Source organism: Micromonospora avicenniae, from assembly GCF_900156065.1.
Taxonomy (GTDB): Bacteria; Actinomycetota; Actinomycetes; order Mycobacteriales; family Micromonosporaceae; genus Micromonospora; species Micromonospora avicenniae.
Map to the genome: position 1 here is coordinate 25,744 of NZ_FTNF01000014.1, position 15,938 is coordinate 41,681.

General features: G+C 70.7%; 12 protein-coding genes. 5 read left to right on the forward strand and 7 right to left on the reverse strand.

Annotated elements, in window-relative coordinates; genetic code table 11:
* The first annotated feature begins 63 nt into the window (after nucleotides 1-63).
* On the forward strand, nucleotides 64-5,124 hold the full coding sequence (locus BXA10_RS20780; RefSeq protein ID WP_076472356.1) for an NAD-glutamate dehydrogenase: 5,061 nt from the start codon (nucleotides 64-66) through the stop codon (nucleotides 5,122-5,124).
* A 61-nt stretch (nucleotides 5,125-5,185) separates the two neighbouring features.
* On the opposite strand, the gene BXA10_RS20785 is transcribed toward BXA10_RS20780, so the two are convergent.
* From BXA10_RS20785 to BXA10_RS20815, 7 genes are all read right to left on the reverse strand, one after another.
* Nucleotides 5,186-5,905: a class F sortase gene (locus BXA10_RS20785; RefSeq protein WP_076472359.1), complete on the reverse strand. Its 720-nt coding sequence runs from the start codon at nucleotides 5,903-5,905 to the stop codon at nucleotides 5,186-5,188.
* Nucleotides 5,889-7,079, reverse strand: coding sequence for a hypothetical protein (locus tag BXA10_RS20790; protein WP_076472591.1), 1,191 nt, complete (start codon nucleotides 7,077-7,079; stop codon nucleotides 5,889-5,891). Before BXA10_RS20790 ends, BXA10_RS20785 begins: the two co-directional genes overlap by 17 nt.
* A 319-nt stretch (nucleotides 7,080-7,398) precedes the next feature.
* Entirely contained in the window at nucleotides 7,399-7,782 is a 384-nt protein-coding gene (locus tag BXA10_RS20795; protein ID WP_076472361.1) for a hypothetical protein, read from the reverse strand.
* 106 nt (nucleotides 7,783-7,888) lie between these two features.
* Entirely contained in the window at nucleotides 7,889-8,236 is a 348-nt protein-coding gene (locus BXA10_RS20800) for a hypothetical protein (protein ID WP_076472363.1), read from the reverse strand.
* Between the two features lie 16 nt (nucleotides 8,237-8,252).
* Nucleotides 8,253-9,911 (reverse strand): sodium:solute symporter family protein, encoded by a 1,659-nt coding sequence (locus BXA10_RS20805; RefSeq protein ID WP_076472366.1) that lies wholly within the window; start codon nucleotides 9,909-9,911, stop codon nucleotides 8,253-8,255.
* A 156-nt stretch (nucleotides 9,912-10,067) separates the two neighbouring features.
* Entirely contained in the window at nucleotides 10,068-10,922 is an 855-nt protein-coding gene (locus BXA10_RS20810) for a hypothetical protein (RefSeq protein ID WP_076472368.1), read from the reverse strand.
* A gap of 12 nt (nucleotides 10,923-10,934) precedes the next feature.
* Entirely contained in the window at nucleotides 10,935-11,642 is a 708-nt protein-coding gene (locus BXA10_RS20815) for a hypothetical protein (RefSeq protein ID WP_245828334.1), read from the reverse strand.
* 454 nt (nucleotides 11,643-12,096) lie between these two features.
* Between BXA10_RS20815 and BXA10_RS20820 the strand changes: the two genes are divergently transcribed.
* The 4 genes from BXA10_RS20820 to BXA10_RS20835 are packed head-to-tail and all read left to right on the forward strand — an operon-like array spanning nucleotide 12,097 to nucleotide 15,841.
* A complete protein-coding gene (locus BXA10_RS20820) occupies nucleotides 12,097-14,460 on the forward strand; it encodes a sensor histidine kinase (RefSeq protein ID WP_076472371.1) in 2,364 nt (787 codons plus the stop codon).
* Nucleotides 14,460-14,882 (forward strand): roadblock/LC7 domain-containing protein, encoded by a 423-nt coding sequence (locus BXA10_RS20825; RefSeq protein ID WP_076472593.1) that lies wholly within the window; start codon nucleotides 14,460-14,462, stop codon nucleotides 14,880-14,882. Before BXA10_RS20820 ends, BXA10_RS20825 begins: the two co-directional genes overlap by 1 nt.
* Complete coding sequence (locus BXA10_RS20830; protein WP_076472592.1) at nucleotides 14,872-15,258, forward strand: DUF742 domain-containing protein; 387 nt, start codon at nucleotides 14,872-14,874, stop codon at nucleotides 15,256-15,258. The genes BXA10_RS20825 and BXA10_RS20830 overlap by 11 nt, the downstream gene beginning before the upstream one ends.
* A complete protein-coding gene (locus tag BXA10_RS20835) occupies nucleotides 15,239-15,841 on the forward strand; it encodes a GTP-binding protein (protein ID WP_076472373.1) in 603 nt (200 codons plus the stop codon). The genes BXA10_RS20830 and BXA10_RS20835 overlap by 20 nt, the downstream gene beginning before the upstream one ends.
* The last annotated feature ends 97 nt before the right edge of the window (nucleotides 15,842-15,938 follow it).

Below are 15,938 nucleotides of genomic sequence, written 5' to 3' on the forward strand. Positions count from 1 at the left end.
AGGGCCTAGGCTGGGCGGCAGAGTGACCCACAATGCGGTGGGTCGTCGAGGGGAGTGGCACCGATGGACCGGCGTCCGGCGATCAAACCGGAACCCGACCTCCGGCCGAACGACAGTGGCCGGAACGACGACAGCTTCGATTCGGCGACCGACGGGGACGGCTACGGCCGGCTCGACACGGGCGTTACCGGGTTGACCGGGTCGAGCATCGACACCATCTACGAACTCGGCCTGCCGACGGAGGCGTTGGCCGAGGACGTGGAGGACGCCGAGCTCGACGAACCCGTGCCCAACGCGGAGCGCCTGGTGGCCCAGGCCGTCGCGCTCGCCGGGGACGACCAGGACGCGGCGACCCTGGTCAGCCGTTTCTGGCGGTTCGCCCCGGACGAGGAGCTGATCGGCTTCACCGCCGAGGAGATGCTCGACGCGGCCCGCGCGCACCGGGACCTGGCGCAGCAGCGGGTGCCCGGCGAGCTGAAGCTGCGCATCCACGAGCCCGACGCCGAGCAGCACCACACGGTTGTCGAAATCGTCGCGGACGACATGCCCTTCCTCGTCGACTCGGTGACGGCGCTGCTCAACTCGCACCATCTCGACGTACATCTGCTGGTCCACCCGCTGGTGGTGGTGCGCCGGGAGCCGCTGGGCCGGCTGGCCGAGGTGGCCGCGGACGTCGAACCGGACGACGCGATCGCCGGTGACCTGGTGGAAAGCTGGATGCGGATCGAGATAGATCCGGTCCGCGACGCCGAGGAGCGGGATCGGATCCGCCGGGAGTTGCAGCGGGTCCTCACCGACGTCCGTGAGGCGGTGGAGGACTGGCCCAAGATGCGCCAGCGGGCCCTGTCGCTCGCTGACGAGCTGGCCGCTGCCCGGACCAGCGACAACCGCCCTCCGGTGCCGGAGAAGGACATCACGGACTCGGTCGAGCTGCTCCGTTGGCTCGCCCACGATCACTTCACGTTCCTCGGCTACCGCGAGTACCGGCTGGTCGAGACCCCGCAGGGTGGCCAGGCGCTGGAAGCGGTGCTCGGCACCGGGCTCGGCATCCTGCGGCAGGACGCGCCGGAGGCGCGGGCGCTGTCGTCGATGACGCCCGAAGCCCATGAGAAGGTGCTGGAGAAGCGCCTGCTGATCATCACGAAGGCCAACTCGCGGGCCACCGTGCACCGCTCGGCCTACCTGGACTACATCGGCTTCAAGGTGTTCGACGAGGCGGGCGAGGTCATCGGGGAGCGGCGCTTCCTGGGCCTGTTCTCGACGGCCGCGTACCGCACCAGCGTGCGCGAGCTGCCGGTGGTGCGCCGCAAGGTCGCCGAGGTGCTGGAACGCTCCGGCCTCAGCCGGCGCAGCCACTCCGGCAAGGACCTGCTCCAGATCCTGGAGACCTACCCGCGCGACGAGCTCTTCCAGATCAAGACCGACGACCTCTACCACGCGGTGATCGGTGTCCTGCGCATGGCCGGGCGTCGCCAGCTGCGAGTGTTCCTGCGCAAGGACGCGTACGGGCGGTTCATCTCCTGCCTGATCTACCTGCCGCGGGACCGGTTCACCACGCAGAATCGGCTGCGCATGCAGGACATCCTGCTGCGCGAGCTGAACGGCGTCGGGGTGGACTACACCACCCGGGTCACCGAGTCGATGCTCGCCCGGGTGCACTTCATCGTCCGTACCGACCCGACGAACCCGCCCGGCGACATCGACGCCGACCTGCTCGCCGAGGAGTTGGCCGACGCGACCCGGCTCTGGGACGACGACTACCGGCTGGTGCTCGAACGCAAGCTCGGCGACGAGCAGGCCAAGCATCTCTTCGCCCGGTACGCCGACGCGTTCCCGGAGGGCTACAAGGACGGGCACACGCCGTACGAGGCGATGAAGGACCTGGCCAAGCTGGAGCTGCTGGAGGAGCCCGGCCAGCTGGAGATGCACCTGTTCCGCAAGCAGTCCGCCCCCCGGCTGGGCACGCGGGCGACCGGCGCGGACCAGGACGAGCCGATGGACGTACGGTTCAAGGTCTACCGGTACGGCGAGCCGATGATGCTCTCCGCCGTGCTGCCGGTGCTGCACTCGCTGGGCGTACGCGTGATCGACGAGCACCCGTACGAGGTGGACCGGATCGACGGCCGGATCTGGCTGTACGACTTCGGGTTGCAGCTGCCCGAGGCGCACCAGGAACTGGCCGAGGTACGCCCGCACGTGGAGAACGCCTTCGCGGCGGCGTGGCGGGGCGAGGCCGAGGTCGACCGCTTCAACGAGCTGGTGCTGCGCGCCGGGTTGACCTGGCGGCAGGTGGTGGTGCTCCGGGCCTACGCGAAGTACCTGCGGCAGGCCGGCACGGTCTTCTCCCAGGACTACATGGAGCAGACCTTCATCGCGTACCCGCGGATCGCCGAGCTGCTGGTCCAGCTCTTCGAGTCCCGCTTCGCACCCGGTGACACGGACACCGAGCAACGGCAGCGGAACAGCGCCGAACTGGTGGAGAGCATCCGCACGGCGCTGGACGAGGTGGCCAGCCTCGACCAGGACCGGATCCTGCGCTCGTACCTGACGCTGATCCAGGCGACCCTGCGTACCAGCTTCTACCAGCGGCGCTCCGACGGCCGGCCCAAGCTCTACGTGGCCTTCAAGCTCGACCCGCAGGCCATTCCGGACCTGCCGGCGCCCCGGCCGAAGTTCGAGATCTTCGTGTACTCGCCCCGGTTCGAGGGCGTCCACCTCCGCTTCGGGCCGGTGGCCCGCGGTGGTCTGCGTTGGTCGGACCGGCGGGAGGACTTCCGCACCGAGGTGCTGGGCCTGGTCAAGGCGCAGATGGTGAAGAACACCGTCATCGTGCCGGTCGGCGCCAAGGGCGGCTTCGTGCTCAAGCAGAAGCCGGGGGACAGGGACGAGGCGGTCGCCTGCTACAAGGAGTTCGTCTCCGGGCTGCTCGACGTGACGGACAACATCGTCGGTGGGCAGATCGTGCCGCCCGAGGACGTGGTCCGGCACGACGGCGACGACCCGTACATGGTGGTCGCGGCGGACAAGGGCACCGCCACCTTCTCCGACATCGCCAACGAGGTCTCCGCGGCGCACAACTTCTGGCTCGGCGACGCGTTCGCCTCCGGCGGCTCCGCGGGGTACGACCACAAGAAGATGGGCATCACCGCCCGTGGCGCCTGGGAGTCCGTCAAGCGGCACTTCCGGGAGCTGGGGCACGACACCCAGACCGAGGACTTCACGGTGGTCGGCGTCGGCGACATGTCGGGCGATGTGTTCGGAAATGGGATGCTTCTCTCCGAGCACATCCGGTTGGTGGCCGCGTTCGACCACCGGCACATCATTCTCGACCCCGATCCGGACGCCGCCACCTCGTACGCCGAGCGGAAGCGGCTGTTCGATCTGCCCCGGTCGTCGTGGGAGGACTACAACCCGGAGCTGATCTCGGCCGGCGGCGGCATCTACCCGCGTACCGCCAAGTCCATCCCGGTCTCGCCGCAGGTCCGGGCCCGGCTCGGCCTGGACGACGACGTGGATCAGATCTCGCCGCAGGAGCTCATGCGGGCGATCCTGACCGCGCCGGTGGACCTGCTGTGGAACGGCGGTATCGGCACCTACGTCAAGGCGTCCAGCCAGACGGACGCGGAGGTGGGCGACAAGTCCAACGACGCGATCCGGGTGGACGGCAAGAACCTGCGCTGCCGGGTCGTCGGTGAGGGCGGCAACCTGGGCTTCACCCAGCTCGGCCGGATCGAGTACGCCCTGACCGGCGGTCGCATCTACACCGACTTCATCGACAACGCGGCGGGGGTGGACACCTCCGACCACGAGGTGAACATCAAGATCCTGCTCAACACCGCGGTCGCCGACGGCGAACTCACCACGGCGGAGCGGGACGAGCTGCTCGCCGGGATGACCGACGAGGTCAGCAAGCTGGTGCTGCGGGACAACTACGACCAGGCCCGGGCGATCAACAACGCCCAAGCGCAGGCCGCGTCGCTGCTTCCGGTGCACCGGCGGATGATCAACGAGCTGGAGCGCTCCGGCGGGCTCGACCGGGCGCTCGAGGCGCTGCCGCCGGACGAGGAGCTCGCGGTCCGGGTCGAGTCCGGGCTGACCGCGCCGGAGTTCGCGGTGCTGCTCGCGTACGTCAAGATCGTCCTTGAACGGGACATCCTGGCTGACGGGCTGGCCGACGAGGAGTGGACGACCGACGTCCTGGTCAACTACTTCCCGACTCCCATGCGGGAGCGTTTCGCCGACCGGATGGCCCGGCACCGGCTCCGCCGGGAGATCGTCACCACGGTGCTGGTCAACGAGTCGATCAACCGGGGCGGCATCTCGTTCGTGTTCCGGGTGATGGAGGAGACGGCGGCCTCCCCGGCAGACGTGATCCGGGCGTACGTGGTGGTCCGCGAGGTGTTCGGGCTGCGTGAGCTGTGGGACGCGATCGAGGCCCTGGACAACAAGGTCTCGCCGGAGCTGCAGACCAGCGTCTACCTGGACACCCGCCGACTGCTCGATCGGGCCGTCCGGTGGTTGGTGACCAACCGTCGCTCGCCGATCGACGTGCCGGCAGAGATCCGCCGCCTTCGCGACGGCGTGGCTCGGCTGCTGCCCGGGCTCGAGGGCCTCTTCTACGGCAGCGAGCGGGAGGCCATCACGGCCCACATCGACTCGATGACCGAGCGGGGTCTGCCGCGCGAGCTCGCCGAGCAGGCGACTCGGTTGATGTACAGCTTCGGCCTGCTGGACGTGGTGGAGACGGCGGCGAACCGGGGACGGGACGTCGGCGAGGTGGCGCCGGTCTACTTCGTGCTTTCCGACCTCTTCCGGGTGGACGCGCTGCTGTCGAAGATCTCCCTGCTGCCGCGCGAGGACCGGTGGCAGACGCTCGCCCGGATGGCGCTGCGCTACGACCTTTACGCCGCGCTGGCCGCGCTCACCGCCGAGGTGCTCGACTCCACGCCCGACGACATGTCGCCACAGGAGCGGGTCCAACGGTGGGAGAAGTCGAACTCGACCTCCATCCACCGGACCCGGCGGGCGATGGGCGAGTTCGACGAGTCGCGAGCGGATCTCGCCGCGCTGTCGGTGCTGCTGCGTCAGATCCGCACCCTGGTGCGGACCTCCGCCGCGGCCTGACCGATGCCGGACGCGGTCCGGCGGGTCGGGATTCCCCGACCCGCCGGACCGCGCCGTCTTCTCAGGTGACCAGACTGGCAAAGACGATCACGTTGTTCAGGTAGCTGCGTGCCGTCTCGTCGAACTGGCCACCGCAGGTGACCACCCGCAGGCCGGGTTCCTCGCTCGGCCCGTAGACCAACTCGGTGGGGAACTCGTCCTTCGGGTACGACTTGACCGAGTCGACCCGGAAGGTGGCCGGCTGGCCGTCCGATCGTCTGACCGTGACGGTGTCGCCGGGTTGCAGGGCACCCAGCTCGAAGAAGACCGCCGGGCCGATCTTGGCCGAGTCCACGTGGCCGACGATGACGGCGTTGCCGACCTCGCCGGGGCTCGGTCCCGGCTCGTACCAGCCCGCCAGTTCGGCCTGGTCCAGTGGAGGCACCTCGACCGTCCCGTCTTGCTTGGTCCCGAGCGACATGATCTTCGCGTTCACCCCGATCCGGGGGATCTCGATGGTGGTGGGCGTGGCGCGTGGAAGCCCGGCCGGCGCCGCTTCCCCTGCCTGCGCCGATTGGTCTCCCTCGGCCGGCTGATCCGCCTCGGCGAGCTGGCTGGACTCGGGGGCGGCCTGGGCCAGGGGCTGGGGCGGACGGGGCGCGGGCGTGGTCTTCAGGGAGGCGCCGATCATCCCCGCGCCGAGCACTGCGAGCAGGGCGACAACGGCGGTGCCGGCGGCACGCCACGGTTTCCCGTGACGGCCGCCGGCCCGTGTCGCCGTCGCGTCAGGCGACCGACTCATCGGTCCGCCGACGACGCATCAGTACGATCCCGCCCAGGGCGGCAGCGCCGACGAGGCTGGCGCCACCCGCGGCCAGGTTCATGTCGGTGCCGCCGGTCGTGCCGCCGTCACCACCGTCGACCCCACCGTGCGGCAGGACGATCAACTTGCCCTCGCCGCAGGAGCCCTTCAGCTCGTAGTGGCCCGGCTTGGCGTGCTTGTCGACCTTGGCCTCGCCGTAGTAGACGAAGTCACGCTTGTGCTCCCAGCTGTCCTCGCGGCCGTAGTCGCCCGACTCCTCGCCCTTGCGGCTGTCCTCGCGGCCGTAGTCGTGCGACTCCTCGCCCTTGCGGCTGTCCTCGCGGCCGTAGTCGTGCGACTCCTCGCCCTTGCGGCTGTCCTCGCGGCCGTAGTCGCCCGACTTCTCGCCGTCCCAGCCGTTCTCGTGGTCCTTCTTGTCGCCGTTCTCGTGGTCCTTCTTGTCGCCGTTGTCGCCGTAGTCCCCACGGCCCTCGGCGTCCTGGCCGGTTTCGTAGCCGTTCCAGTCCTTGTTGTCCTCGTGCTTGCGGTCCTCTTCCTTCTTGCGGTCTTCCTCCTTCTTGCGGTCCTCTTCCTTCTTGCGGTCCTCTTCCTTCTTGTGGTCGTCGGCGGAGTCCGCGGCGCCGGCACCCTGGCCGCCCGACCAACCGTTCTCGTAGTCGCCGCCGTTGTCGTAGCGGCCTTCCTGCTCACGGCCCGAGTCCTCGCGGCCCTTGTCGTCCTTGCCGTGCTCGTCCTTGCCCTTGTCGTCCTTGCCGTGCTCGTCCTTGCCGTCGTGGTCGCGGCCCTTGTCGTCCTTGCCGTGCTCGTCCTTGCCCTTGTCGTCCTTGCCGTGCTCGTCCTTGCCGTCGTGGTCGCGGCCCTTGTCGTCCTCGCGGCCCCAGTCGCCCCGGTCGTCCTTCTTCACGGGCTTGAGGTCGACCTTGCCGGTGACCTTCGACCACACGAAGGCGTGCTCCTGCTTCTCGGAGCAGATCTCGAGAAGCTTGACCTCTTCGCCGGCCTTCACGGCGTGGGGCTTGGCCAGGACCTTGCCGTCCCGGTCCTTGCCGTCGTGGTGCCCGTCCGCGAGCGCGATTCCGGGGGTGAACACGAGGAGGGACGCCCCACCGAGGGCGGCGCCCGCGACGACCTTCCCGAGCATCTTCTTAGCCATGACCTGCGTCACTCCATCCCTGTTGTCCTGAACTCGGCTGCGCCCGAGCTAAGACCGACGTTAGACCGTTTCATGACTTATCAAGGGAAAGATTCGTGTTCCTACGTACATAGGGTGTAAGCCCTAAGCGACTGTTAAGCGGCTTTCCGCCCTGCCGGTGCCCCTAGGGCTCTTTGCTGGCTCGGTGTCCGGCATGCGAGGTCACCACGATGACGAGGAGTTTGGGGCGGACCATCAGCTCAGAGGGCGGGGACCGCACACGAAGAGGCCCCCACCCGACCGGTCCTACGGTCAGGTGGGGGCCTGGGCAGCCGACGGGTCAGGGCACGGTGCGCTCCACTGCGGCCTGGCCCAGCTCGTCGAGGTCCCGGCGGGCACGTTCGAGGTTCTCCGGCGTGAGGTCCTGACCCCGGGCCATTACCAGGTCCTCCGGATCCCACGGCTGTTCAACCCCGGTGCGGATGTTGTCTCCCCCCGCGCCGGTGCCGGTGCCGGTGGCTCCGGTGCCCGCCGCGTACGGATCGCCGAGCAGATCTTCGGTCGGCGCTCCCTGGTCCGTGGAGTCCCCCGGCTGGGCGAAGGCCGGATTGTCCCGGTCGCCACCGCCCCCGGTCCGGAGCTGCGGGACGGTGCTGTCGTCGTCCACCGCCGCGGCCATCTCCGGGCTCTCCTCCAGCGGCGGTTGGCGGTCACGGTCGCTCATGCTGCTGCCCTCCTGTCCCGTGGCCCCTTCCGAACGTTCCTGATCCGATCGCGTACCCCGTGGGTGGCCTGTCATGCCTGGGGTGTGGCGGGGTGTTCGCGCCGGCTCAGGAACCTTCCGGGTAGGCGGATCCTGTGTCGTCCGGCTGACCGATCACCCCGTCCTGCTCGGCGGCGGGCGGCTCGGCGGGGCGGACCCACTGCCAGAAGAGCATGAGCAGGCCGAACGCGAGCATCGCGAGGCCGGCCCAGAGGTTGATCCGAACACCCTCCGCCTTGTCGATCTCGGCCTGGCTGTCGAAGACCCCCATCAGGGTGACGACGATCCCGTACACCGCGAAGAGGCCACCGATCACCCGGCGGATGTCGAACAGGCGTGCCGCGGCCGAGCGGCGCTCGTCCGCTTCGGCCCCGTCGACCAGCGGATCGCGGGCCGGCTCGCTGTGGTTGTCCATCTCGCGAACACCTTTCCTAGAAGACCGGGATGTAGAGGACGACGGCGAGCGCCAGGGCGATCACACCGAGCAGCACCGGGGAGCGGTACCAGGCGGCGTCCCCGGCCAGCACGCCGGCCTTCAGGTCGATGCCGCCCGTGCCGTAGACCAGCCCGCGCAGATCCTCGCCGCGTTTCGGCGCGGTCAGCGGGGTGAGGATCGCGGCGACCACGGCCACCGTGACGAACGCGATGCCGGCACCCCAGAAGCTCTCTTCCAGGTCGGAGTTGAAGTGGATCATGCCGCTTTTGTAGAGCAGGTAGGTGGCGAGCGCCGCCAGCGTGCCGAGCAGCAGCGACCAGAACCCGGCCAGCGCGCTCATCCGCTTCCAGAACATGCCGATGATGAAGGTGGCGAACAGCGGGGCGTTGAACAGCGAGAACAGCGCCTGGATGTAGTTCATGATGTTGCTGAAGCCGGCGGCGATGAACGCGGTGCCGATGCCGATCACCACGGCCGCGATCGTGGCGTACCGGCCGATCCGCAGGTAGTAGTCGTCCGGCCGATCGCGACGGACGTACGCCTGCCAGATGTCGTAGGTGAACACGGTGTTGAATCCGCTCACGTTGGCCGCCATGCCGGCCATGAACGAGGCGAGCAGGCCGGTGACGGCCACTCCCAGCACGCCGTTGGGGAGCAGGTCCCGCATCAACAACGGGATCGCGTTGTTGTACTGGAGGTCACCGCTCGGCGCACCCAGACCCTTGACGGTCACCAGGGCGATCAGGCCGGGGATGACGGTGACGACCGGAATGAGCAGCTTCGGGTACGCGGCGATGATCGGAGTACGCCGCGCCGCGCTCATGTTCTTCGCCGACAGGGCCCGCTGCACCTCGGCGAAGTTGGTCGTCCAGTAGCCGAACGAGAGCACGAAGCCCAGGCCGAAGACGATGCCGAGCCAGTGCGCCCCGAGCGGGTTGGCCGTCGTGCCGGTGTCTTGCCAGGCGTGCAGTCCCGCCTCGCCGAGCTTCGAGTCGCGGACCGCGTCCATCAGCCCTGAGACACCGCCCACCTTCACCAGGCCGATCACGGTGACCGGGATCAGACCGGCCAGGATCACGAAGAACTGGAGCACCTCGTTGTAGATCGCGCCGGAGAGGCCGCCGATGGTGATGTACGCCAGCACGATCGCCGCGCCCACGATGATGGCCACCCAGAGCGGCCAACCGAGCAGCGCCTGCATCACCAGCGCCAGCGCGTAGAGGTTCACCCCGGCGATGAGCACCTGGGCGACCGCGAAGCTGATCGCGTTCAGCAGGTGGGTCGGGCGGTTGAACCGTAGCCGCAGATACTCCGGCACGCTGCGGACCTTGGAGCCGTAGTAGAAGGGCATCATCACGATGCCGAGGAAGACCATCGCCGGCACGGCGCCGATCCAGTAGTAGTGGACCGTCATCACACCGTACTGGGCGCCGTTGGCAGCCATCCCGATGATCTCCAGCGCCCCCAGGTTGGCCGAGACGAAGGCCAGGCCGGTCACCCAGGCGGGCAGCGAACGGCCGGAGAGGAAGAAGTCGACGCTCGTGCGGATCGCGCGGCGGGCGGCGAAGCCCACACCGAGCACTGTGACGAAGTAGAGCCCCAGCAGGACGTAGTCCAGGGCATTCAGGTCGAGCCGAAGTCCGCCGCCGTCCATCCACGTCACCTCTCGTCCGCGGGTCGTGTCTCGCGGGCGGCCTAGTACCCGAGCTCGCCGAAATCCACTCCTGCGGCGGATCGCCCATCGCTCACCATGGACGGACCCGGACACGAGGGCGCCCCGGCCGGTGGCCGGGGCGCCCTTCGAGAACGGTCAGCGACCGAGCACGCGGTCCAGGAAGTCCCGGTACCGGCGGACCGCCATCCGCAGCTCCTCCGTGTCCGCGGAACTGGCCTTCTGCCAGCCACCGAGGGTGCTCTTCTGCGCCGCCAGCGCCGCGGAGAGGGCCTCGATGGCCTCCTCGACGAGCGCCTCGGCGTCGCCTGCCGCCGCCCGCGGGTCGTCCACGAAGCGCAGCTGGACGTCCCGCCAGCGGTCGCGGAACCCCTGCGCGGTCAGCGAGTCGAAGAGGCTCGCCGGTTCGGCGGCCACTGTGGAGCCGGCCGGTCGGGCGGTTCCCGCCGAGGTGAGGGTGCCGGGCTGACCGGCCGTGGCGGGGCCGGCAACTCCGGCCGCCGACGGATCCGTCCGGACAGCCCCGGGCGCGGCGGCCGCAGCGGTGACGGCGGTGCCCCGGCGGTGCAGTTCGGCGGTCGGATCGGCCCGCAGACCCTCGCGATCGCCCTCTTCGGCGCCGTCGCCCGGGCTGGCCGTCCGCTCCTCCCGGGCGTCCGGCTCGTCCTCGGCCCGTGGGCTGGCCAGCGCCGACGCGGCGACCGCGCCGGCCACCGTGGGGGCGCCGAGCGCGGTCGGCACCGGCCCCGGCTCGTGGAAGCCGCCCTCACCGGCGTCCCGTTCCGCCGTGCGGGCGACTCGGGTGTCGTCGTCGGCGTCGGTGCGCCCGGTTCGGTGGCCGTCGCCGGCGACCGACGGGTCGTCGAAGGTGCCCCGGTCGTCCAGCGCGTCCTCCGGCACCTCCGTCCGGCCGCCGTTGGGCGACACGGGTACCGGGGTGGACCGGACGGCCTCGGCGTGGTCGTTGCTCACCTGCTGCTTGTCCTGGCGCATCGCGGTGCCTCCTCAACGGTTGGTGGCGTCGTGGGACTGCTCCAGCCGGCGTCCGCCCGGGTCCTTCCCCTCCGGCCCGCGCGGCTCCAGGTCCTGCGGCTCGCGCGGCTCCAGGTGGGCTTCCTGCGGCTCGCGCGGCTCGGGGTGCGCCTCCTCCGGCCGGCGCTGTTCCGGTAGCCGGGGGCGCACCGGCTCCTCGCCGAGCAGGTCGGCGAAGAGCGCGCGGTAGTGCACGACGGCCTGCCGCAGCTCCTCGGTGCCGGCCTCGCCCCGCGCGTTGCGCAGGTGGATCTCGTGCGCGTCGCGGTAGTGGGTCAGCGTCCGGGCATGCTCGACGGAGAGATGGGCGATCTGGTCGGAGAAGTCACCGGTGGGGTACCCACGCTCGGCGATCAGCCGGGTGACCAGTTCGTCCGCGTCCCCGACCGTGTCGGCCGGGGAGTCGATGAAGCGGGCCTGGAGTTCCTCCCAGGCAGCGGCGTACCGGGCCCGGGAATCCGGGGAGAGCGGGGTGAGTGACAGCTCCGAGTGCCGGCGTTCCCGCTCCCGCAGTTCCCGCTCGGCGGCGGCACGACTGTCCCGTTCGGCGACCATCCGGTCGTACTCCGGCCCGAACCGGTTCCGCAGCGAACGGCGACGGGCCATTGACCGGACGGCGACGGCCACCGCCACGACCACCAGTACGACGATGACGATGACGATTATCTGCGTGGGCGACATGGCTCCTCCTTCGTCACCCGGTATTCCCTCGGCTCACTGATCGCCAATCCCGATCCGCCGCACTTTTCCTGGGCGATCCTTCGACCGCCGCACGTCGGTACGGCGTCATCGCGCTGCTTGTCCGGTTTCCGCCCGGACAGGCGATCGGTGCGGGCGGCCCGAAGGTAGAGACAGAAATTTGACTCGTTCCAAGAAGGTCGCCGGACCGGGTTCCAAGGACCGTCGCCTGGGTGAGGTCCCTTCGGCCACCTCGGGCTGCGGATCGGTCGGGCCCGGATCCACATCGGAGCGTTGTGGTGACCGCAACGGGCGGTAGTGCATCTCGTCTTGATTACGTATCCTGCCCAAGGCGCCCGTGCCGGTGCCCGGCGCCGGTTGCCGGGAGGCTGCCCGGTGAGAGCGCTGCCCGGCCGTCGCCGGCGCTCCTCCTGCCATACCGCCCGGGCGAGGTCCGATGAGAACGCGCGACTGGCCGATCCGCTCGAAGCTGACGGCGCTGGTTGTCGTGCCGGTGACCGCTCTGCTGGCGCTCTGGATCTTCGCGACCACGCTCACCTTCGGACCGGCCCTCGACCTGCTCGCCGCCCGTACGTTCCTCTACGACCTGGGTCGCCCCGGCGAGGCGGTCGTGGCCGAGCTGCAACGGGAGCGCCGACTCACCGTCGTGCAGTTGGCCGGCACCGAGCCGCTGGCCGCCCTCGCCGAGCAGCGGGAGCGGACCGACCGGGCGCTCGCCGAGCTGCGCCGCCGGGTCGCGGGCGAGGAACTGCGGGACGCCGCCGATGCGTCGCTGGAGGCGCGCATCGAGCAACTGGTCACCGCGCTCGACGCGCTCCCCGCCGGTCGCGGCTTCATCGACCAGCGGAAACTGGACCGGGCCGGTGCCTTCGGCCTCTACAACGGAATGATCGCCTCCGCGTTCCAGGCGTTCTCCGCCACCGCGACGCTACCCGAGCCGGATCTCAACCGGGAGGCGCGCGCACTGACCGCGCTCGGCCGGTCCCGGGAACTTCTGGCCCAGGCCGACGCCCTGCTGAGCGGGGTCGTGACCGCGGGACGGTTCGCCGAGGGGGAACACCCCCGGCTGGTACAGATCATCGGCAACCAGCGCTTCCTCATCGAGGACGCGGTGGCCGACCTGCCCGCCGCCGAGCGGGCCGCCTACCAGCGCCTCACCGAGCAGGCCGACTTCGCGCGCCTGCGGGCGATGCAGGACAGCCTGGTCGCTGCTGATCCTCGGGCAGTGCCCACCGTGGACCCCGCCCGCTGGCAGGCCAGCTACGACGAGGTCCAGCGGCAGCTGCGGGAGTACGAGCTCGACGCCTCCGACGGGCTCGCCGACCGGTCGGTGCCGACCGCCGTCCGGATCCTCGTCCGGCTCGCCGTCGCCGGAGTGCTCGGGCTGGTCGCCGTCGTCGCGTCCGTGCTGGTCGCGGTACGGGTCGGCCGCACGCTGGCACGCCGGCTCAGCGGCGTACGGACCGCCGCCCTGGAACTCGCCGAACAGCGGTTGCCGGAGGTGGTCACGCGGCTGCGCCGCGGCGAGCAGGTGGACGTCGGCCGCGAGGCGCCCCCCTTGGAGTACGGCGACGACGAGATCGGCCAGGTCGGTCGCGCGTTCAACGAGGTGCAGCGCACCGCGATCCGGGCGGCGGTCGACGAGGTCAGCCTGCGGCGAGGGCTCAACGAGGTCTTCCTGAACATCGCCCGGCGCAGCCAGAGCCTGGTGCACCGGCAGCTCGCCCTGCTCGACCGGATGGAGCGGGGTACCGAGGATCCGGACGAGCTGGCCGAGCTGTTCCAGGTGGACCACCTCGCCACCCGGCTGCGCCGGCACGCCGAGGACCTGGTCATCCTGGCCGGTGCCGCCCCCGGCCGGGGCTGGCGCAATCCGGTCGCGGTCGTCGACCTCGTCCGCGGGGCGATCTCCGAGGTCGAGGCGTACGACCGGGTGGACATCGTCGACGTGCAGCCGGCCGGCGTGCTCGGGCGGGCGGTCGGCGACGTGATCCACCTGCTCGCCGAACTGGTCGAGAACGCCACCGCCTTCTCACCGCCGGCCACCCGGGTCAGCGTCAACGGTCAGCGGGTGGCCAACGGGTACGCCCTGGAGGTCACCGACCACGGCCTGGGCATGTCCGACGCCGCTCTGGAGGAGGCGAACCGGCGGCTCTCCCGATCGCCCGAGTTCGACCCGGCCGAGAGCGCCCGGCTCGGGTTGTTCGTGGTCGCGCGGCTCGCCGCACGGCACGCCGTACGGGTGAACCTGCTCCGGTCGGAGGCGGGCGGGATCACGGCCGTGGTGCTCGTCCCGACCGACCTGATCACCGAGGAGCCGGCCCCGGGCGTCGGGGACGTCGTGGGCCGTGCGCCGGACCGCCGCACCGTCGCGCGGAGCCGCGCGACGCCCCGCCCCCGGGCGGCTGCGAGCCGCCGCCGCGACCCGGGGCCGGATTCCGTGGCGACGGCCGTCGGGCCCGCCGCCGTGACGGCAGAGGTTCCTCGGACACATGCGGCGGCGCCGGCCCGGGCCACCGAGGCACCGCCGCCGGGGGCCCCGGGGGAGGTGGACGGTCTGCCCAGGCGGGTCCGCCGACGGCCCCCGTCCGCCCGCGCCCCGCACCCGGCCGACGACCCGCCGACGCCGCGCGCACCCGAGGAGGTACGCCGGGTGATGTCGGCGCTGCAGGCGGGTACGGCCCGGGGACGGGCCGCCGGAGCGACCCGCCCCGCACCTCGTACCAGCCCCGACCCGGCCCCGTCGTCCGGCACTCCGGCGGCTGGCGGAGAACCGACCGAGACTGAGAGGAATGCCTAGTGCGGCAATCGACGAAGCAGAGCGCCGATCTCGACTGGCTGCTCGACGATCTGGTGCAACGGGTACCGGATGCCCGCGAGGCGGTGGTGCTGTCCGCGGACGGGCTGCTCCTCGGGGCCAGCGCCGACCTGGATCGCGCGGATGCCGAGCACCTGTGCGCCCTGGCCTCGGGTTTCGCCAGCCTGGCGCGCGGCGCGAGCCGCCACGTCGACGGCGGACCGGTGCGTCAGACCGTGGTGGAGATGGAGTCGGCGTACCTCTTCGTCACCGCCGCCGGGCAGGGCGCCTGCCTCGCCGTCGTCAGCGAGGCGGAGGCGGACCTGGGCCTGGTGGCGTACGAGATGGCGATGCTGGTCATCCGGGTGGGCGAGTATCTGACAGCCCCGGCCCGGCCGACCGCGGGTGCCGTCGATGCTGACTGAGCCGCCCGGGCCGCAGCACGAGTGGCTGGACGACGCCGCCGGCCCGGTCGTCCGTCCGTACACCCTCACCGGTGGCCGGGTCCGTTCCGCCGCTGACGGGTTCGACCTGGTCGCCTTCATCCTGGCCGGGCCGCACGCGAACGCGGCCGATCCGCAGCTCGCGCCGGAGCATCGGCGACTCGTCGAGCTGACCCATCGGCCGGTGCCGGTGGCGGAGCTGGCGGCCGAGTTGGATCTCGCGGTCGGCGTCGTCCGGGTACTGCTCGGTGACCTCCTCGCACGCGGCCTGATCGCGGTGCACGAGCCGCTGTCCATGTCCTCCATCCCCGGCGACGACATCCTCAAGGCGGTGGTCAGTGGACTCCGTGCGCTATGACCGGACGGGCACCGGCACCCGGGTCCCCCTGGCGTTGAAGATCCTCGTCGCTGGCGGGTTCGGTGCCGGCAAGACGACGTTGGTCAGCGCGTTGAGCGAGGTCCGGCCGTTGCAGACCGAGGAGATCCTCACCGGCGCGGGGGCCGACACCGACGATCTCTCCGGGGTGGAGGGCAAGTCGACGACCACTGTCGCGATGGACTTCGGCCGGATCACCATCAACGACGACCTGCAGCTGTACCTGTTCGGCACCCCGGGGCAGGACCGCTTCTGGTTCCTCTGGGACGAGTTGGCCTTCGGAGCGCTCGGTGCGGTGGTGCTCGCCGACACCCGCCGCCTGGCGGACTGCTTTCCCTCGATCGACTACTTCGAGCAGCGTGGCATTCCGTTCGTGGTGGGGGTGAACTGCTTCGACGACTCCCGCCGTTTCGACCTGCCGACCGTACGCAGCGCGCTGGACCTCGATCCGGAGGTGCCGCTGGTGCTCTGTGACGCGCGCGATCGGCAGTCCGGGAAGCTGGTGCTGATCAGCCTGGTCGAGCACGTGGCCCGGCAGCGGGGTGAGCCGGTGCCCGCGGCCTGAGCGTGCCGGTGCGCGCCGCCGCCGTCGAAGCCCCCGGTTCGCCCGGGAAGAAGTCACCGCCTGATGGCTGACCCGGCCGGCGACGGGGAAAGTCTCT

Coding starts and splice junctions, on each gene's coding strand:
- BXA10_RS20815 (WP_245828334.1), bottom strand. CDS start 11,642: ATGTCGCCCACGCAGATAATCGTCATCGTCATCGTCGTACTGGTGGTC.
- BXA10_RS20780 (WP_076472356.1), top strand. CDS start 64: ATGGACCGGCGTCCGGCGATCAAACCGGAACCCGACCTCCGGCCGAAC.
- BXA10_RS20830 (WP_076472592.1), top strand. CDS start 14,872: ATGCTGACTGAGCCGCCCGGGCCGCAGCACGAGTGGCTGGACGACGCC.
- BXA10_RS20820 (WP_076472371.1), top strand. CDS start 12,097: ATGAGAACGCGCGACTGGCCGATCCGCTCGAAGCTGACGGCGCTGGTT.
- BXA10_RS20800 (WP_076472363.1), bottom strand. CDS start 8,236: ATGGACAACCACAGCGAGCCGGCCCGCGATCCGCTGGTCGACGGGGCC.
- BXA10_RS20810 (WP_076472368.1), bottom strand. CDS start 10,922: ATGCGCCAGGACAAGCAGCAGGTGAGCAACGACCACGCCGAGGCCGTC.
- BXA10_RS20785 (WP_076472359.1), bottom strand. CDS start 5,905: ATGAGTCGGTCGCCTGACGCGACGGCGACACGGGCCGGCGGCCGTCAC.
- BXA10_RS20795 (WP_076472361.1), bottom strand. CDS start 7,782: ATGAGCGACCGTGACCGCCAACCGCCGCTGGAGGAGAGCCCGGAGATG.
- BXA10_RS20790 (WP_076472591.1), bottom strand. CDS start 7,079: ATGGCTAAGAAGATGCTCGGGAAGGTCGTCGCGGGCGCCGCCCTCGGT.
- BXA10_RS20805 (WP_076472366.1), bottom strand. CDS start 9,911: ATGGACGGCGGCGGACTTCGGCTCGACCTGAATGCCCTGGACTACGTC.